The organism is Streptomyces spongiae (assembly GCF_009377185.1).
Lineage (GTDB): Bacteria > Actinomycetota > Actinomycetes > Streptomycetales > Streptomycetaceae > Streptomyces > Streptomyces spongiae.
Map to the genome: position 1 here is coordinate 32,052 of NZ_VJZC01000003.1, position 17,699 is coordinate 49,750.

Sequence of the window (17,699 nt, forward strand, 5' to 3'; positions counted from 1 at the left end):
GTCAGGAGTCCTCCTCAAGGGGGGCGGAAAACACGTCGAGGCGACAGACGGACTTGTTGCCGAAGCCGTCCTTGAAGTGGCTGATGCTGCGGAGCTTGTCGTTCAGGCCGGGGTGGTCCCCCGGGTGGATCAGCTCGCCCAGCTCGAAGTGGGCGCAGCCGACGCTGCGGGCGTACTGGATGGCCTGCCACACCACATGGTGGGTGAGGCCGACGCCGGCCTTGTCCTGGTCGTTCACTCCGGCCACGTAGACGACGTGACGGGCCGAGGCCGTGAAGTACCCCATGGACACCGGCTCGCCGTCCAGGAACGCGGTGACGAGGAAGCCCTCTCCCTTCTGGATGGACGTCAGGATCGCGTCCCACACCGCGTTCGAGACCAGGTTCTGGCGGTAGGAGGCGTATTCGAGCTTCGCGAACTGTTCGAGGTCGGACCGGGTGATGTCCGCAGCCGACAAGACCTTCAACTCAAGGCCCTCGGGCCGCTTCTTGATGATGTAGCGGTAGCTCTTGCGCAGATCCAGGCGGAGTGTCTCGTCGTCCGCCTCCAGGTCCACCATCCGCACCAGGTGATGCCTGCTGACACCCCCGTTCCGTAACATCGCTTCAGTGAGTGGTGACGGCATGCCGTCCAGCAGTGTGTCGCGGGCGTGCCACCGCTCCGCGCCGTGTTCCTCGCGTACGGCCTCGATGTGCTTGTAGAGCAGTTCGGCCGCCTGCTTGCGGACGCGCGCCGGCTGCGAGCGGTCCTCCACCAGGATGACGGGACGGCCGTACGCCGACAGGCGCGTGCGGTCGTCGAGGAGCTCCACCGTGAGCGCGACCCCCGCCACCGGTCCCGAGGAGCCGAGCACCACGGCGTGGCGAGGGAGGAACTCCGATGCGGAATCCCGGGGTTGATTGACGTCGTGGTCCTCGGAGAGGTAGTACGCCCGCGTGTAGTGGTGGGCCCCGACGCCGAGGCCGGTCGACGTGTAGTGGGCGTGCTGCAGGGCGTCCTGTGACCACAGCTGAACCCAGCGCGGATCGCTCAGACCGTCGATGCGGGTCAGGCTCATTCGTTCACCTCGGGTTGTTGGATCTGGTCGAAAGCCCTCGCCATGCGCGCCAGTCCTTCCGTGATCACGTCCGGCTCATGGGTGGTGAAGGAGAGCCGCATCGTTCTCGGATCGGCGTCGGTGGCGAAGAACGGGGCGCCGGGAACGTAGACGACTCCTTGCTCCACGGTGTGGGGCAGCAGGGCGACAGCGTCGTGTCCGGCGGGCAGCCGGGCCCACACGAACATGCCGCCCTCGGGAACGTTCCAGGTGCTTCCGGCGGGAAGCGCGTCCGGCAGGCCGGCCAGCAGCGAGGTACAGCGGCGCAGATACTCGGCACGGACGCGCTTCAGATGGGCGTCGAGGTCGTTGTTCGCCAGGTAGTCGGCGACAGCGGCCTGGTCGACGGCCGAGGTGTGCAGGTCCAGTGCCTGCTTCGCTCTCACGCAGAGGTCCCGTACTGGTTCGGGGGCCAGCAGCCAGCCGAGCCGCAGGCCCGGTGCGATCACCTTGGACAGGCTGCCGACCAGCAGCACACGGTCGGCCGCGACCGGATCCATGCGAATCCAGTCGGGCGCGGACCGATGGAAACTCAGCTCCCCGTACGGGTCGTCCTCGACGATCCAGAACCCGCGGGTCGCGGCGAGCCGCGCCAGTTCCTGGCGACGGCCGACCGGCAGGGTGTGCCCGGTCGGGTTCTGGAAGTTGGGCACGAGGTAGAGCAGCTTCGGCTGATGTCGGGTGACCAGGTCGTCCAGAGCTTCTACGACGATGCCGTGCCGGTCGGTCGGCGCGGCCACGACCTTCGCGCCCGCGTGCTGGAAGCACTGGAGGGCGGCCAGGTAGGTCGGGTTCTCCACGATCACGACGTCACCGGGTTCGAGCAGGGTGCCGGCGAGGAGCCACAACGCCTGCTGTGCGCCGCTGGTGACCAGCAGGCTGCCGGGTTCGGCCGGCAGCCCCCGGCCGGTGAGCCGCTCGGCGAGGGCCGTACGCAGGTCCGGGTCACCGTCGGTCGTCGAATACTGGAGAACCCGGCCGGCGGCTCGGCTCAGCACCCGGTCGTAGGAGGCCCGGATCCCGTCGGCGTCGAAGAGCTCCGGAGCCGGCAGGCCGCCGGCGAAGGAGACCATGTTCTCCCGGGCGGAGTAGGCGAGCGACTCACGGATGACGGACGAGACGGCGCCACGCCCGGCGGGTACCGCAGGCGGCGGCACCACGGCACCCTCCGGACCGCGCGTCATCGGCTCGCCACCGAACCGGTGGTCACGTACAGCAGGCCGTCGTTCTCCAACTGCCACGTGGTCCGCATGTCCCGCTCGACGTCGGCGGTGGGTCCGACGAAGTACGCGCCGCCGCCGGTGACGGTGGTCAGCAGCGCGTCCGGTATCTCCAGGCCGAGCTGGGGCAGTTTGATGAAGCTGTGGAAGGTGGGGAGCCGGCGGATCTCGTCGAGGCCCGGCATCGCCAGCAGCGCGCCCCCCGTACTCGGCGGGCGCATCTGCACAAAGCCGAGGGTGTTCTTCGGCTCGTACGGGCGGGCCAGGTGGTCGTCGAACGCCTGCCGTCCCAGGACGGCGTCGGCCCAGAGCGTCGCCGCGCTGTGGCCGAGCGCCGACACGTACGGGTCGCTCGGCAGCAGCGGGCCCATCATGCGGAAGTTGGTCTCGATCAGGCGGGGCCCGGCCGCGGTCAGGCGGACCTCCATGTGCGAGGCGCCGTGGCGCACGCCCAGCGCGTCGAGGCAGCGCAGCCCGTACTCCACCAGCTCACGCTCGTCGGCGCTGAGTTGGCAGAGCGTGTGGTGGCCCCGCAGGACGGGCTTGCCCTGCCACTCCTCGACCCTCGCGAGGAACACCTCGTTGATCGCGTGACGGCCGTCAGCGGAGACAGTGTTGAGGTAGTACTGCGGTCCCGCGAGGTACTCCTGGACGAGCACCGACTCGTTGATCGTGCCCACCATGTTCCGCCGGCCGAGCAGTTGCCCGATGGCCGTGTGCGCCTCCTCCTCGTCGGCGCAGATGGCCAGGCCGTCACTGCCCGCGCTGTCCACCGGCTTGACCACGACCGGGAACTGCTCGAACTTCCCCAACACGGACGGCACTTCGGCCAGGTCGGACACCGACTCCGTACGGGCGCAGGGGATTCCCGCCCTCTCCAGCGCCCGCGCCTCCTGGAGTTTGTGGGCCCGGGCCGGCGCCAGTTCCGGCGTGTTGTGGGGCAGGCCGAGCGCGGCCGAGAGCTGGTCGGCGAGCGCGACTCCGGTCTCGCTGGCGGCCAGCACCGCCTGGGCGCCGTACTCCTGGAGCGCAGCGCGGGTGGCGTCGAACATCTCGTGCAGCAGCTTGCCGCCGATGCCGGGGTCCGCCTCGCAGGGGCCGGCCCAGGCCTGCCCGTAGACGTGGTACGGCTCGACGCCCCGTTCCCGGAGCGCCTCGGCCAGGTTGACTCCGCTGGAGATGGGGTCGACGAGGGCTACCTTCACTGTTCTTTCTCCTGCTTGATGGCCATGGGCAGCCGGTCGAGGACGGCCACCATGAACTCTTCGGTGCTGCCGTTCCCGCCCAGGTCCGGGGTGGTGGCGTCGGTGCGGGCCGCCTGGTCGAGGCTGTCGCGGAGTGCGGCGGCGGCCGCTCGGTGCCCGAGGTGGTCGAGCAGCAGCACCAGGGTCATGACCGCGGCGTAGGGGTTGGCCCGGTGGGTGCCGGCGATGTCCGGCGCGCTGCCGTGGACCGGTTCGAAGAGCCCGAACCCGGTCTCCGGGCAGATGCTCGCGCTGGCGGCCAGCCCCAGCCCGCCCATCAGCGCGGCCCCGATGTCGCTGATGATGTCGCCGAACAGGTTCGGCGCGAGGACGGCCTCGTAGCGCATCGGTGTGCGGACGAAGTGGTAGCAGAAGGCGTCCACGTACTCGTCGGTGCCGGTCAGCCCGGGATGGCGGGAGAGCTCCTCGCGGAAGACCTCCTGCCAGAGCCGGCCGGTGTGCGGCACGGCGTTCGCCTTGTGCACCAGGGTGACTTTCCGGCCGCCCTGGGCGGCGATCCGGTCCAGGCAGTAGCGGACGAAGTTCTCCACGGTCTGCCGCGTGTACACGCACTGGTCGACAGCGACACCGACCCCGCCGCCCTGCGGCACCGTCCCGCCGACGCCGACGTAGAGGCCCTGGGTGTTCTCCCGGTAGATGTCCACCAGCCCGTCCGGGAGCTGGTTGGGGCGGTGGTTGACATAGAGGTCCAGGCCGCGGCGCAGGCCGAGCAGAATCTCCCGGCCGTGCGCCATGTCGGGGACACGGGGGTCGCCGAGCGCGCCGAGGAAGACGGCCGTGTACTCGGAGCGCAGCATGTCGAGCGCCCCCTCGGGGAGCCCGACGCCCGTCGCCAGCCACTCGTCGGCTCCCCAGCCGAACACGTCGTAGGACAGCCCGAGGCCCAGTTCGTGGTTCAGCAGGTCGAGCGCGGGCAGCGCGGCGTGGACGACCTCGGGACCGATCCCGTCGCCGGGGATCACCGCGATCCTCATCGGGCACCCCCCGCGGTCAGCATCTCCTCCACCGAGCTGAGACGTCCGGCGATCGCGCTCGCCGCAACGACGTACGGGGAGGCCAGATATACCTGGCCGGGCCCCGAACGTCCCGGGAAGTTACGGTTCTGCGCGCTGACCGTCACCTCGTCGGGGCTCTCTGACACCCCGGGTCCGGCGTTGATGCAGGCCCCGCAGGACGGCGGCAGCACCTGGACGCCGACGGCCTCGAAGAGCTGCACATAGCCGCGCTCGACGGCGTACTCCATGACGGCCTGGCTGCCCACCTGGATGTAGGCGTCGACGTCGGGAGCCACCTTGATCCCCTGGTCAACGGCCAGTTGGAAGACGCTGGCGTACATGTCCATGTCGTAGGACTTGCCGCCGGTGCAGGAGCCGCCGTACACCTTGTCGACTCTGATGTCCTCCTGAACCGAGCTGAGCGGCACGGAGTTGCGGGGATCTCCGGGCAGCGCGACCATGGGCTCCACCTCGTCCAGCGTGACCACGACCTCGCTGTGGAAGGAGGCGCCCTCGTCGGGGGCGGGCACGTCCGCCTCGCCCTTCCTGGCGGTCTCGTCGCGTGCGTCCAGGAAGGCGGCGGTGACCTCGTCGGAGGCGAAGAGGGCGGTCATCGCACCGGCCTCCACCGCCATGTTGGCGAGGGTGGCGCGCTCGTCCATGTTCAGGCCCGCACACCCCGAACCGGTGTAGTACAGCACCTTCTTGAGCGTGTTGTGGCCCTGCAGTCCGGGCTGGGCGAGCAGGTGCAGCATGAGGTCCTTGGCGCACGCCCCGGGCCGGAGCGTGCCCCGCAGCTCGATCCTGACGACCTCGGGGACCTTGACCAGGACCTCGCGGTTGTACCAGGCGTTGGCGATGTCGGTGGCGCCCACCCCGAAGGCGAGCGCGCCCAGGGCGCCGGCCGTGCAGGTGTGGCTGTCGGTGCCGACGACGACGTCCCCGGGGAGGGCCACCCGCTCCATGATGTAGTTGTGGCAGATCGCCTCGCTGCCGCCGTCGGCCGCGGGGCCCACGAACGTACCGCCGCTGAGCCGGGCGAACTCCTCCTGGCGGCGGCCGAGGTTGTCCACCCGGTTGATGAGCTGCAGGCCGTTGGAGCGCCGGCTGAGGACGTCTTCGGCCAGCGACAGGTGGTCCTGGAAGAAGTAGACGCTCTCGGGCGAGGCGACGGCCGTGCCCGCCGGGAACTGCTGGGCGAACATGCCGGCCGCCATCGGGGTCACGTACTCGTGGGAGAACCGCACGTCGGTCTCGACGAAGTAGGACTCTCCGACGACGACCGAGGCGTCCTCGGGACACGCGTTGCGGTCCGACAGCCGCGCTTGGACGATCTTCTCGACCGGGTTCAGCGGACGCCGGGGCTCGAAGCGCGCAGTCGCCTCCGCGTCCGGGCCCTGCTGCCGGTCGCGGTTGTAGGCGAACAGCCCGCCGGCCTGCACGATGGCGCGTTCCGTCGCGTTGGAGCGGCGTACGAACGCCTCCAGCGGCAACTCCTCACCGGCCAGCAGACGGTCCAGGAGGTCGAAGTCGTCGCACGTGAGGATGCCCACGTTGCGGCAGTTCTGCTCGTAGATCTTCTCGAAGGACCGGGCGAAGACGATCTCCACACCGGCGTACTTCTCGGCGTACACGGCGTGCTCGCGCGACGAACCGCACCCCTTCGCCTCACCGCTGACGATGATCTGCGGTGCGAAGGAACGGACCGCGCCCTCGTCGAACTTCCGGTCGCGCAGGCCGAGATACGCGTAGTCGCCGAGTTTGCTGTCGTACCAGTAGCAGCACCAGCCGGGGATCATCTCGTCGGTGGAGATATTGGACCGCAGGGGGGATTCCAGCAGTCGCTCCGGCGAGAGCTCGGTCGTCCCGTCGAGCTGCCGCGCGACCAGATCGGGATCCTCGGTCAGAACCAGGACGTTGCCGGTCATGCGAACCGTTCGGGCAGTGCTGCCCGGCGAAACCTCAGTGCTCAGCAATGATCTGCCTAATCTGCTCGTCCTCGAGTGCCACGCGTCTGGATTTCGCGGCGTGCAGCACCTTTTCGATGACATCGCTGACATCGCTGTCGAGCTGGTAGCCGCGGGTGGTGAGCCAGTAACGGACGTTGTTGGCTCCCGAGGAGGCGTCGATGAGCACCTCCTGGTCGCGCCCCAGGGCGCTTGCGGGGACACCGGAGTAGACGATGTCCTTGAGGAGGTCGCTGCCCTTCTGATGCGCCTTGAGGATGGCCGTGGCGTGCACTCCGGCGCTGGTCTTGAAGACGTCCCGGCCCATCGCCGGATAGTTCTCCGGAACCGCCAGGTCCAGGGCCTCGGCGGCGAATTCGCAGTACTCACGCAGGGCCAGCAGGTCGTAGTCGCCGTGGTCGCCGAGGTAGCCGTTGACGATCAGCTGGTCCAGCGCGGTGTTCCCGGCCCGCTCACCGATCCCGAGGATCGTGCCGTGGACGCGGACACAGCCGAGGGCGAGCGCGGTCAGCGAGTTCGCCAGGGCCAGGCCGCGGTCGTTGTGCCCGTGCCACTCCAGGCCGACCGGGTGCCCGCGGTCGGCAAAGTACCGGGTGGTCCAGCGGATCAGGGCCTCGGTGCCGGTCGGCGTCGACGTGCCGACCGTGTCGCACAGCGTCACCCGGCGCACGCCCGAGTCGATCGCCACGTCGTACAGCTTGCCGAGCAGCTTGGGGGTGCACCTCACGGTGTCCTCCAGGACGAGGACGAACTCGACCCCCTCGCGGTCGCAGGCCTTCGCCGAGTCGCGGATGTTCTGCTGGATCGACTCGATCGACCAGTCCTCGACGTGCTGCCGGATCGGGCTGACACCGGTGAAGACATAGGCCTCGACGGGAGCGCCCGCGGCCTGTGAGATACCGCAGATGGCCGCGATGTCGTCAGGGTGGGTCCGCCCCGCGTACCCCTGGGCCAGCGGGAGGTCCTCCGCGGCGATGTACTTGGCGATCTCGGTGCATTCGCGCGCCGCCGCGGGTCCCGAGCCGGGGAAGCCGAGGTCGGCCGAGCGGACCCCGCAGCGCACCATGTGGTGGATGAACTCGATCTTCCGATCCACTTCCGGGATCGGGATGTTGGCCGCCTGGAGACCGTCGCGGAGGGTCTCGTCGAAGAACGCTCCGGTGACTGTCGGAGTGAGGGACCGCTGGGTCTCCTCATAGGGGTAGCTGTTCCAGTTGAACCAGGTGTCCGCAGGCAGCGTGGCTGTTTTGTCTGTGATGCTCACATTCAACTCCGAAAGTTCAGGCGGTGACGATGCCATTGATGAATGCGATGTGGTCGTCAAACTGTTCGGCATAGAGCGAGGCGGCCACATGGTCGGCGACCGTGGTCACCACATGCCGGGAACTCTGGATTCCTACGGTGTTGTGGATGATGTCCGAGAGGCAGTAGACGCGGCTCAGATCGGTGTCGTCGCCGTCCTTGGACTGCAGCTGGAAGAAGGGTGAGAGCTTCGGGTAGCCGCAGAGGTCTGCTGGCGCATCGGAGCCGGCCGGGATCCTGTCGCCCCAGGTGAGAATGCGGTCGGTGAGACTGCGCAGTTCCTCACGGTGCTCGAGGCCTATCTGCGGGCCGGTCGCGAAGATGACCGCGTCCGCGCTCAACTCACCGTTCTGACCGGTGACTTGGATGCGTCCGGTGGCCGGGTCATGGCTGAGGCTCTCGATGGGCCAGCCTTCGAGGACCCTGATCCGGTCGAGGTGGCGAACCCGGGACAGATACTCGGGGTTGGCCGGCGAGCGGCCGTGCTCGAACAGTGCCGTCACGAGCTGCAGCCGGTCGGCGTCGGCCAGCCTCGGGTGGTAGGCGAGGAGCGGTTCGAGCAGGTCGGCGGCGCGGGTGCCGCGCCCTTCGGGGACGTCCTCGCTGTCGTCGCGCCCCCGCCACAGCTCGAAGTAGACGTCCCGCTTCGGGAACGCGCTGCGGCCGATGACGGTGGCCGAGCGGCAGCCCGCCTCGACGGCCCGGCCGGCGTTGTCGAAGCCGCTCGCGCCCGCCCCGATCACCACCACGTCGCGGTCAGCGAGCGTGTCCCACGGAATGTCCTCCCAGGCGCAGTGGTACGTGCCGACGGGCAGGTTCCGGGTGAGTTCCTCCGGCACGGACCAGCGGCCGGAGCCGGTGATACCGGTCGCGAGGCAGACCCTGCGGGCGAGGAACCGCTCCCGGCCCTCCGGCCCGGCGGTGTGGACCGACAGGCACTGGTCCGACGCATCCCAGGTGATGTCGTCGACTCGGGTGCCGTTCACCGTTTCGATCTCCAGGACCCGCCGGTACCAGGACAGGTACTCGCGCCAGTAGGGCAGCGGAATGAAGTCGAAGGTGGCGTACTCGGCCTCCGAGTAGGCCGCGCAGAACCAGGTCTTGAACCTCAGCAGCGGGTTGTCGCAGTCCGGGCCGGGCAGCGCCTTGGGGGTCCGCAGCCGGGGCATGCGGGCGAACGAGGACCACGGTCCCGTCCGGTCCTCGGGCTGGGCGTCCAGCACCTTGATCCGTCTGACGCCGCGCAGTCGCAGGTTGTAGGCGAGCGACAGTCCGTTCTGCCCGGCGCCCACGACGACGGCGTCGTGAATGCGGTCCCCGCTCGCCGCACGGGCCGGGGTGACCCAGCTCTGACGGCCGTAGAACCTGTTGTCCGCGAGGCTGTCCCGGATGCTCTCGTCGAGCTCTTCGAGTAATCGGAATTTCATCGTCGCCCCGTCAGATCGGCTCGCCGAGCATGAGTTCCTCACGCCACAGCTTCGACGGGGAGTCGTGCCTCTCGACCGCCATCTGCTCGGCGACCGGGCAGTCGATGTCGACGTGCCGGGAGAGCGGGCCGTCGGGGAGCGTGCTGTCCATGAGTGCGCGGTACATCTCCTGCACCGCCCGGTGCCGTTCGGCACTGTCCGCGTACTCGGTTGCCAGCACCGTACGGGCCTCGGACCAGATCTTGTCCTCCAGCCCGACGCGCACGTCCTGGTCGGTCACCGTGGCGAGGTGGGACAGCAGCGCGTGCAGATCGGGATAGAAGGGGACGCGGTTGGCGTCGACCAGCTTGCGCGCGAACTCCTCCCGGCCGAAGCGGAAGTTGATGGAGGCGCCGGTGTCCAGGTACTCGACGTAGTGCCAGATCGACGGCGGGAAGTAGACGGCCTCACCGGGGTTGATGACACAGTCGTACGCGCCCAGGTAGCGCAGCAGGTCCAGCTTCTCCTCCTCGTCCATGTTCTGGATGAGGAGCTTGCTGAAGTTCATCGACGGTGAGATCTTGTCGCGTGCCGAGACGGGCACCATCACGACCCGCTTGCGGCCGAAGACCTGGTAGAGCAGCACATTGCGGAAGTCGCCGTCGAAGTGGAGATGGGCGTAGTTCCCCTGGTTGGCGACGAACATGAAGGAGACGAGATCCTCGCTCGCCCAGGGCACTCCACAGACGTTCGGGTCCTTCATGAGCTCCCGCACCGCGGCCGGCGTGTGGTACTCGACGCAGAGCAGGTCGGTGTCCGGGTTCTTGTTCACATGGTCGAGGTACTCGGCGAGCGGCCACTCCTCGATCTTGTTGCGTACTTTCTGGCTGAGACCCTGCCGCCGAGCCGCCGCGACGCCTCGCGACAGCGGGCTGGTGTAGTTCTGCTGCACTTGGATCCGGAGGTCGCCGAATGCCTCGGTCGCCGCCTCCGCCGTGGTGATCCGGGAGAGCGGGGTGCCGGCCTGGGTGTTACCGATGACGACAGGGGTTTGGGTCCGCACGAAGCGGTCGATGAAGTCTTCCGGATTGATGTCCGCTACGCGCGTCACATTGTCCAGAGTCTTCGGAGACTCGGAGATCATCGATCGTCCTTAGCTGTAGGAAAGCAGCGGAAAGCAGCCGCCGATCGGCAAGGCTGTGCCGTCACGCGGCGATTGCGTCCGCACGCGTGCCGAAGAGAAAAAAGAAGGTGGCGAATTGGCAGGCCGTGCCCATGTCATTTCATGCACACTTGGACCCAACGGCCTAATCCACCCGAATCATTACACCCCCCGTGGTGACCCGTGTTGTTTCCGTAGTCTTTTTTAGTCTCGCGACCCTGCGGGCTGCAACGCACATTCCGCATAGTGAGATTCGAGCGGCTCTCAACCGGCCTTCAGTAATGGCCAGTTGACGCCTTGACTCGTCCCCGGCGAGGCGTCCGGCAGATGCATTTTCGTGACCAAGAGCCAACGTATGCCGCAGATTCCACGGCTTGCCCGATCGGCGCGTTCGGAATACCGAACACCGTTCGAGCCTCCTCTGCCAGCAATTGGCCGGATCGCGTCGCCCTTGGTCAGCGAGGGTTTTTCGGGGCCGGCCCGCCCAACAGTCCAGAGCCGAGTTCGAAAACGGACTCAGCGGTCCGAGACCGTGTCGCACATGACTGCGGCGAGGTTGACAAATTCCAGGCAGCTGTGGGGACAGTGCCCCGGTCGAGCAATCATGTTCACAGGGGAATCTCAGCTTCCGATTCGGCTACTGGCGGGGTGCGGAGTTCGTACTCCATCGGGCTGAGCACGCCCAGCGCGGAATGCCCGCGGTGCCGGTCGTGGAAGATTTCCAGGAGGTCACGTGCGAAAGTGCCGACCGCAGCCACTCGTTGAGGACTGCGGCCGGCACCGTCGCTTCATCGCTGAAGGCGAGCTCGCCCTTGGCGGCCACACCGGGCACGGCTGTTCAATGTTTCCCAGGCGATTCCGTTGGAATCGCCTGGCCCGCCGTCAGACGGTCTCGGCCACGAGGTCCTTCAGGTACTGGCGATAACCGTCCGCGCCGAGCCCTTCCCACGCGTCGAGGCCTGCCGTGCCGATGATGGCGATGTCGGCCAGGCCGCGCAGCTCTCGCACATCGTCGGCCGTCCTGATCCCGAACCCAAGCCCGAGCGGCACCGACGTGGCCGTGCGGCACCTCTCCAAGAAGGCCGCCACACCTTCCGACAGGTCCGTCTTCCGCCCGGTCACGCCCTTGCGCGCGGCGCAATAGACGAAGCCCGAAGCGTGGCTGCCGATCTCAGCCAGGCGGGCCTCCGAGTTCGCCGGAGTCATGATGAAGATCGGGGCGAGCTCGCGGTCACGGGCCGCCGCGGTCAGGTCAGCCGCTTCCTCCGGAGGCAGGTCCGGGACGATGAATCCCCTCATACCCGCCTCGGACAGCTTCTCGCAGAAGCGCTCCGCGCCCATGGTGAAGACGCTGTTGTAGTAGCCCATGAAGACGATCTCGAAGCTGAACCGCTCCGAGGCGCGCGCCGCGAGATCGAAGTACGCGTCCCACGGCGTCCCCGCCGTGATCGCGTCGTGATTCGCCTTCACGAAGGACGGTCCGTCGGCGATGGGTTCGCTGAAGGGCATCTGGAGCTCGACGAGGTCCACCCCCGCGCTGTCCATCGCTTCGAGCATCGCCCAGTTGGCTTCGAGGGACGGATAGCCGACCACCAGGTGCGTCATGAGCAGGAGCGGCTTCTTCTCCAGCCGCCGGCGCAGGTGGCTCTCGAGGTCCACCCCTTGAGTAACGGTCATCGTTCGTACCCCGCGCTCTTGCGTTGGATGAAGTCCTTCCAGTCGTTGTCATCGAGCGCGTCGGCGACGGTGAAGATGTCCTTGTCGCCACGGCCTGACTGGTTGATGAGGACCGAGTCGGCGCTTGAGAGGCTCGACACCTCCCTGAACGCCCCGGCGAACGCGTGGGAGCTCTCGAGGGCCGGGATGATCCCCTCGCTCCGCATCGTGAGGCGTAGCGCCTCGACGACCTCCGCGTCGGTCGCCGACTCGAAGCGGACCCGCCCTCGCTGGTGCAGGTCGGCCAGCATCGGGCCGACACCGATGTAGTCGAGGCCCGCCGCCACCGAGTACGTGTCCTGCATGAGCCCCTCCTCATTCTGGAGGAAGACGGTCTTGTAGCCCTGCGCGACTCCGGGTCGGCCCTTGCCCCCGGCGAGGCGCGCCGCGTGCATGCCCGAATCGATCCCCTTGCCGGCCGCTTCCACGCCGACGAGCTCGACCGAGGGGTCGTCGAGGAAGCCCGCGAAGATACCGGACGCGTTCGATCCGCCTCCCACACACGCGTAGACCCGGCGCGGCAACTCGCCCGTCGCGTCGAGCATCTGCGCGCGCGCCTCCTGGCCGATGATCGACTGGAAGTACGTCACCATCTCCGGGAACGGATGCGGGCCGCACACGGTCCCCATGACGTAGTGCGTGTCGTCCATCGACTCCGCCCAGTCACGCAGGGCCGCGTTGATCGCGTCCTTCAGCGTCCGCGTACCGTCGGTGACGGCGATCACCTCGGCGCCGAGCTGCTTCATCCAGAAGACGTTCGGGTGCTGGCGGGCGACGTCCTCCTCGCCCATGTAGATCGTGCACGCGAGCCCGAACCGCGCCGCCATCGTCGCTGTGGCCACGCCGTGCTGCCCGGCGCCGGTCTCCGCGATCACACGTCGTTTCCCCATGCGCTGCACAAGCAGGCCCTGGCCCATGACGTTGTTCGCCTTGTGCGCCCCGGTGTGGTTCAGGTCCTCCCGCTTGACGAAGATCCGTGCGCCGCCGAACGCCCGCGTGAGGTTGTCGCAGTACGTCACCGGCGTCGAGCGGCCCGCGTAGGTCGACATCAACGCGACGTAGGACTCCCAGAACGCCGGGTCACGCCTCGCGTCGTCGAAAGCCGTGCGCAGCTCCGCGAATGTCTCATGGAGTACCTCGGGTGTGAACGCCCCGCCGAAGTCCCCGTAGTAGCCTTCACGCCCCGGCGCCCATGGAGAACGCTCTGCCGGGATGGTCATCTCAGAAATCCTTACCAGGCTCGGGCGACTGAAATCGCAGACAACAAGAGTGCCTTTCTCCCGAAAAACTGGGCACGCAGACTGACTTCGCGCCTTCGGCAAGCCTAGCAGCATGAGTGGATTCGGCGTTGCCCCTTCCGGAGCCGAGGTCGTCTGCCGGAGGACCCCACTGGTGTCCTCCGGCAGACGGTCCGTCATCGACCCCTTAGCCGTGCTCGACCGGAAAGAGGCCCTTTGCCTCGATCAGCCGCCACGCGTCATCGACGACAGTGGCAGGAGCTGCGCCACCGTTCAGGACCTGGAACTGCCGCATCTCCGGAAGAGACATATATCCGTCGCGGAGTCGCGTCAGGAAGTCCAGCGAGTTCACGTCCCGTCCGCGCTTGAACACACGCTCGGCCGCGATCTCCGGATCCACATCCACGAAATACACGAGGTCGGGAGTCGGAAAAACGCCGAACATACGCCTCAGAAGTATTTCGTTCGTCGTCTTGTGTGCCACGGCAAGCGCGAGATGCGTGTAAATGTATCGGTCGACCACCACGACGTGGTTCTCCCGAGCGAGCAAGGCCTCGATGTCGAGCAGTTCACGCCATTTCAGCAGCGCTCCCATGAACTGCGCACTGGTGGAGCCGAACATGTCGAACCGGTCGTGGTATCCGTCTTCACGCGCAAGGGTGTCAAGAGCGTCGCGCACGGGCCCGAGACTCCGATTCAGGTGAAGGGAGGCCCCCACCCCCTGAGCGCCAAGGCGTTCTATGAGGAGGTTCGCGGCCGTCGTCTTTCCCGAACCGTCTATCCCCTCGAAGGCGATCAGGGTGGCGCGCTTGGGGATCGGCTTCGGCATGGTCAAGTCCTTTCGTTCGAGGAGGAATGTCCCAGGCCCGGGCGGCGACGCGCTACGAGGCCCCTCCCAGCCCCAGGAGTTCAGCCGCGTTGTCGTGCGTCACTCTGCGGCGCACATCCGCCGGCAAGTGCCCCATCTGCCGCTCGATCGCCTGTCGGGAGAAGGGCCAGACGCTGTCGGGGTGAGGATAGTCCGACGCCCACAGCAGGTTCTTCTCACCGAAGAACGGAAGGAGCGCCATCGCCACGTGGTCGTCCTGGAAGGTCGCGTATATCTGCCGCCTGAAGAGGTCACTCGGCTTCGTGGCGAGTTCTGCGCCGCCCTTGTCGGCCCAGAACTCCTTCGCCTCCCAGAGCTGGTCGTGCTGGTGGTCGAGTGCCTGAACCAGCCAAGGGAGCCACCCCGCACCGCCCTCGGCCAGAACCATCCGCAATCCCGGGTGACGCTCAAGAATTCCCCAGGCGAAGAGGTCGACGAAGGGCTCGACGAAGTTCGCGAGGAACAACTTGGTGTTCTCGAAGACGCTCGCCGCCTTGCCGGCGACGCGTGCGTTCGGCTTGGCGAACGCCGTGATGTGCCAGGAGAGAATGATGCCGCTCTCCTCGAGTGCCTGCCAGAGCGGCTCCCAGGCCGGGTCGTCGAGCTTGGGGTCGATGTTGGCAACCATGAAGACGACTTGGCGCACACCGCCCTTCTCCCGCACCCGCTCAAGCTCGGCGAGTGCGCCCGCGGGCGTCTCCGGCAGCATCGGCAGGCCGATCAGCCGCTCGGGCGCCGCCTTGCAGAAATCGAGCAGCCAGTCGTTGTAGGCGCTGTAGCAGGCGGCGCGCAGCTCGTGATCGTCGGTCGTGATCTGGTGGACCGGCCCGTAGATGACCTGAGCCGAGACACCGTCGCGGTCCATGTCGGCGAGCCGCAGCTCCGCGACGGCCGCGCGGCGCGGGCTCGGGTCGTGGATGCCCGCGCGGTCGAAAGCGTCGTAGATCGCCTTGACCGGCCGCTCCGTGGTGGGGCTCCCCGACGGCTTTCCGACCCAACGGCCCCAGACCTTTCCGTCGCACACCCAGACCGCCCGTCCGTCGCGTTCCTCGACGTGTGGGGCACGGTCGAGCAGTGACGCGGGGAGCCGCGTGGTCCACAGATCCGCGGGCAGTTGGCTGAGGTCCATGTGATCGTCGCAGGAAATGAGCCTGTCAGTCATTGGATTCTCCGGTCGATAGATGCGGTGCGGGGCGCTGCTGAACCCGATCTCACTGCCCTCCGAAGGGCTCAAGCGGAAGGCGATTCAGATCGGGAATGAACCGTCCGGGGTTTTGTTCCGCATCCTTCTGACGGAAGGAATGTCGGATTCAAGCGGCCCCGGTCTTTCACGGCGGGGCGCCAGAAACGCGTTCATCAGGAGTCGTGGCCGAGCGTCAGGCGGCCGAACTGCTCAGCCGCGAAGTCCCAGTTGAGCGCCTGGTGGTGGGACGCGGCGTGGACGTCGCGGTGCAGGCGCTGAATCGGCTCGGCGTCCATCATGGCCCGGGCGCCGCTCGACTCGTACAGGCGGTTGACGGCCCGCACGCAGAGGTTGACGGTGAACGACGCGTCCCGCACATAGCGGGCGCGTTCGAGGGGGGAGAATGATCCGCCCTGGCCGGCCCGGTCCAGGATCTCCCGGACGTCGGCGCGGTGCAGCGTGCGGGCCGTGTCGACCTCGGCGGACGCCTTGGCCAGCCGGAGCCGCAGCGCCGCGGAGTCCGCGGCCCGGCCGCGGCCGGCGCCGCGTTGGGCCCGCGACGTGAACTCGTCCACCACGCCCTGTGCCATGCCGATGACCGGTGCGGCCAACGCCCACTCGGTGAACACCCTCAAAGGGACGCCGTAGCTCGCTCGCTTGTGCAGCTCCCACCCCGTGCGGTCGCTGTCACCGACGCGGTACGGGTTGATCGTGCGGTGCTCGGGAACGAAGACGTCGCGCACGACGACGTCGTTGCTGCCGGTGCCTCGCAGGCCGGAGGCGAACCACGTGTCGACGACCTCGTAGTCCACGCGCGGCAGCAGCAGCCACAGCCTGTCGTCGGGGGCCGCGCCGCACGCCACCATCACCCAGTCCGCCGCGTCGACACCGCTCGAGAAGGTCCATCGACCGGACACGCGGAAGCCTCCGCTGACGCGTTCGGCCGTGCCGTTCGCCGGATTGAGCGCGCTCGAGGACAGCGTGTCCGAGCCGTCGGCGAAGTACTCCTCCTGGCACTGCTCGGGGAAGTGGCCGAGCCACCAGTTGTGCGTCGTCCAGACCGCGTAGCACCAGGCCGTCGAGCCGCATCCGCGCCCGAGCTCCCAGGAGACAGCGAACGCCGTGTCGATATCAAGGCCGACACCGCCGAACCTGTCGGGGGTGCCGATGCGGATCAGGCCGGAGGCGAGCAGGTCCCGGACCGAGTCCGACGGCACTCGGCGAAGTTGCTCGGCCTGCGCCGATCGCTCCCTCAATATGGGCACCAGGGCCGAGGCCCGCCGCAGGGCGTCGTGTGGGCCGACTTCTCGCCGTGCTGACGTAGCGGCAGTCATATCATCACTCCATTGCGGAATACGTACATTCGTAGGGCTCGGAAGAACGCGTCCAGGACGGATTCCAGGCGAAGGCTCAGCTCCGTCACCAGCGTTCTCGGGACACCGGGCGGTAACTCGATCCGGCCGGACAGACCGAGAGCGCCACGGTCCGTGAGCAGTACGGTCCATGGCCATCGAGCCGCGAGGGGGACCACGTCCAGCGAGCGCACCGCCCAGCCGGGGACGGACAGCGTCGCGGCCGGATCGGGGTGCCCACACCACGACCAGGGGCGCGATGGGGCGCGCGTCGCGCGGGCCTCGTTCAGCCATGAGGGAGGGGAACGGTGTCCCCGCCAGGGTGCGCGCCTCGGTCACGGCGAGCGTCGTCGCCCCGTTCCGCCGGGCGGCGTCGCGGACTCGGCCCCAGACCTCCGGCCCGGCGGAGAGCTCCTGCACCCCGCACGAGTCCAGCGGAGCCGGGCCCAACTCCACATCGCCGGGCAGCGACCACGCGCGGGCCCGCTCCCCCGCGGACCGCACGGCCGACTTGCCCTCCGGGGAATCGAGGCGGTGTCGCTGCCGGTGCGCATAGGCCGCGTAACCGTGCTCCTCGTCCAGCGGGGCCTCGCCGCCGTTCAGCACGCCCATGTGTTCAGCCGGGACGACGCGGGCGCTCCAGGCGTCGACCACGACGTGGTGCCAGACGATCAGACTCCGCACACCGCCCGGTGCTCCCGCAAGAACGGCCGCCGAGACCAGGGGCCCCTTGCCGAGGTCGAATGCCGGGCGCCGGAACTCCACCAGCAGGTCTCGCCAAGCCCAATCCACGGTATGCGCAGGCACTGTCGACCGGGATTCGGTGGAGACCGGCACGCCACCGGTCACGAACCGGATCCGGTGCTCGCCGACATGTCCACGGAAACCACTCCATCTGCAAAATCGAACAACGCCACCCTTGGGCATCG

13 protein-coding genes are annotated in these 17,699 nt (G+C 68.0%); all 13 read right to left on the reverse strand.

Features of this window, described 5'->3' with window-relative positions; translation table 11 throughout:
- Position 1 precedes the first annotated feature (1 nt).
- The 13 genes from FNH08_RS01035 to FNH08_RS53810 all read right to left on the reverse strand — a co-directional run bounded on the left by FNH08_RS01035 (position 2) and on the right by FNH08_RS53810 (position 17,697).
- Positions 2-1,057, reverse strand: coding sequence for a GNAT family N-acetyltransferase (locus FNH08_RS01035; RefSeq protein ID WP_152769307.1), 1,056 nt, complete (start codon positions 1,055-1,057; stop codon positions 2-4).
- Complete coding sequence (locus tag FNH08_RS01040) at positions 1,054-2,280, reverse strand: aminotransferase-like domain-containing protein (protein WP_152769308.1); 1,227 nt, start codon at positions 2,278-2,280, stop codon at positions 1,054-1,056. Before FNH08_RS01040 ends, FNH08_RS01035 begins: the two co-directional genes overlap by 4 nt.
- Positions 2,277-3,521 (reverse strand): ATP-grasp domain-containing protein, encoded by a 1,245-nt coding sequence (locus FNH08_RS01045; protein ID WP_152769309.1) that lies wholly within the window; start codon positions 3,519-3,521, stop codon positions 2,277-2,279. The genes FNH08_RS01040 and FNH08_RS01045 overlap by 4 nt, the downstream gene beginning before the upstream one ends.
- Positions 3,518-4,555, reverse strand: a complete 1,038-nt coding sequence (locus FNH08_RS01050) for an isocitrate/isopropylmalate dehydrogenase family protein (RefSeq protein ID WP_152769310.1) — start codon at positions 4,553-4,555, stop codon at positions 3,518-3,520. Before FNH08_RS01050 ends, FNH08_RS01045 begins: the two co-directional genes overlap by 4 nt.
- On the reverse strand, positions 4,552-6,504 hold the full coding sequence (locus tag FNH08_RS01055) for an aconitase family protein (protein WP_228033787.1): 1,953 nt from the start codon (positions 6,502-6,504) through the stop codon (positions 4,552-4,554). The genes FNH08_RS01050 and FNH08_RS01055 overlap by 4 nt, the downstream gene beginning before the upstream one ends.
- A 34-nt stretch (positions 6,505-6,538) precedes the next feature.
- Positions 6,539-7,807 carry a LeuA family protein gene (locus tag FNH08_RS01060; protein ID WP_194238318.1) on the reverse strand — a complete coding sequence of 423 codons (1,269 nt, stop codon included), beginning with the start codon at positions 7,805-7,807 and terminating at the stop codon, positions 6,539-6,541.
- Positions 7,808-7,823: 16 nt separating this feature from the next.
- Positions 7,824-9,272: an FAD/NAD(P)-binding protein gene (locus FNH08_RS01065; RefSeq protein WP_152769313.1), complete on the reverse strand. Its 1,449-nt coding sequence runs from the start codon at positions 9,270-9,272 to the stop codon at positions 7,824-7,826.
- A 10-nt stretch (positions 9,273-9,282) separates the two neighbouring features.
- Positions 9,283-10,395 (reverse strand): cupin-like domain-containing protein, encoded by a 1,113-nt coding sequence (locus tag FNH08_RS01070; RefSeq protein ID WP_152769314.1) that lies wholly within the window; start codon positions 10,393-10,395, stop codon positions 9,283-9,285.
- A 900-nt stretch (positions 10,396-11,295) separates the two neighbouring features.
- Positions 11,296-12,090, reverse strand: a complete 795-nt coding sequence (trpA, locus tag FNH08_RS01075) for a tryptophan synthase subunit alpha (RefSeq protein WP_152769315.1) — start codon at positions 12,088-12,090, stop codon at positions 11,296-11,298.
- On the reverse strand, positions 12,087-13,349 hold the full coding sequence (gene trpB / locus FNH08_RS01080) for a tryptophan synthase subunit beta (RefSeq protein WP_152769316.1): 1,263 nt from the start codon (positions 13,347-13,349) through the stop codon (positions 12,087-12,089). The genes trpA and trpB overlap by 4 nt, the downstream gene beginning before the upstream one ends.
- Before the next feature lie 205 nt (positions 13,350-13,554).
- Positions 13,555-14,196 carry a dTMP kinase gene (locus FNH08_RS01085; RefSeq protein ID WP_152769317.1) on the reverse strand — a complete coding sequence of 214 codons (642 nt, stop codon included), beginning with the start codon at positions 14,194-14,196 and terminating at the stop codon, positions 13,555-13,557.
- A 52-nt stretch (positions 14,197-14,248) separates the two neighbouring features.
- Positions 14,249-15,397 carry an amidohydrolase family protein gene (locus FNH08_RS01090; protein ID WP_152769318.1) on the reverse strand — a complete coding sequence of 383 codons (1,149 nt, stop codon included), beginning with the start codon at positions 15,395-15,397 and terminating at the stop codon, positions 14,249-14,251.
- A gap of 194 nt (positions 15,398-15,591) precedes the next feature.
- Positions 15,592-17,697, reverse strand: a complete 2,106-nt coding sequence (locus FNH08_RS53810; RefSeq protein WP_152769319.1) for a condensation domain-containing protein — start codon at positions 17,695-17,697, stop codon at positions 15,592-15,594.
- Between the last annotated feature and the right edge of the window lie 2 nt (positions 17,698-17,699).

What these genes read in the sequence shown, in the direction of transcription:
- FNH08_RS01035 (WP_152769307.1), bottom strand. Translation starts at nt 1,057, where the DNA reads ATGAGCCTGACCCGCATCGACGGTCTGAGCGATCCGCGCTGGGTTCAG.
- FNH08_RS01040 (WP_152769308.1), bottom strand. Translation starts at nt 2,280, where the DNA reads ATGACGCGCGGTCCGGAGGGTGCCGTGGTGCCGCCGCCTGCGGTACCC.
- FNH08_RS01050 (WP_152769310.1), bottom strand. Translation starts at nt 4,555, where the DNA reads ATGAGGATCGCGGTGATCCCCGGCGACGGGATCGGTCCCGAGGTCGTC.
- FNH08_RS01055 (WP_228033787.1), bottom strand. Translation starts at nt 6,504, where the DNA reads ATGACCGGCAACGTCCTGGTTCTGACCGAGGATCCCGATCTGGTCGCG.
- FNH08_RS01065 (WP_152769313.1), bottom strand. Translation starts at nt 9,272, where the DNA reads ATGAAATTCCGATTACTCGAAGAGCTCGACGAGAGCATCCGGGACAGC.
- FNH08_RS01070 (WP_152769314.1), bottom strand. Translation starts at nt 10,395, where the DNA reads ATGATCTCCGAGTCTCCGAAGACTCTGGACAATGTGACGCGCGTAGCG.
- trpA (WP_152769315.1), bottom strand. Translation starts at nt 12,090, where the DNA reads ATGACCGTTACTCAAGGGGTGGACCTCGAGAGCCACCTGCGCCGGCGG.
- trpB (WP_152769316.1), bottom strand. Translation starts at nt 13,349, where the DNA reads ATGACCATCCCGGCAGAGCGTTCTCCATGGGCGCCGGGGCGTGAAGGC.
- FNH08_RS01085 (WP_152769317.1), bottom strand. Translation starts at nt 14,196, where the DNA reads ATGCCGAAGCCGATCCCCAAGCGCGCCACCCTGATCGCCTTCGAGGGG.
- FNH08_RS01090 (WP_152769318.1), bottom strand. Translation starts at nt 15,397, where the DNA reads ATGACTGACAGGCTCATTTCCTGCGACGATCACATGGACCTCAGCCAA.
- FNH08_RS53810 (WP_152769319.1), bottom strand. Translation starts at nt 17,697, where the DNA reads ATGCCCAAGGGTGGCGTTGTTCGATTTTGCAGATGGAGTGGTTTCCGT.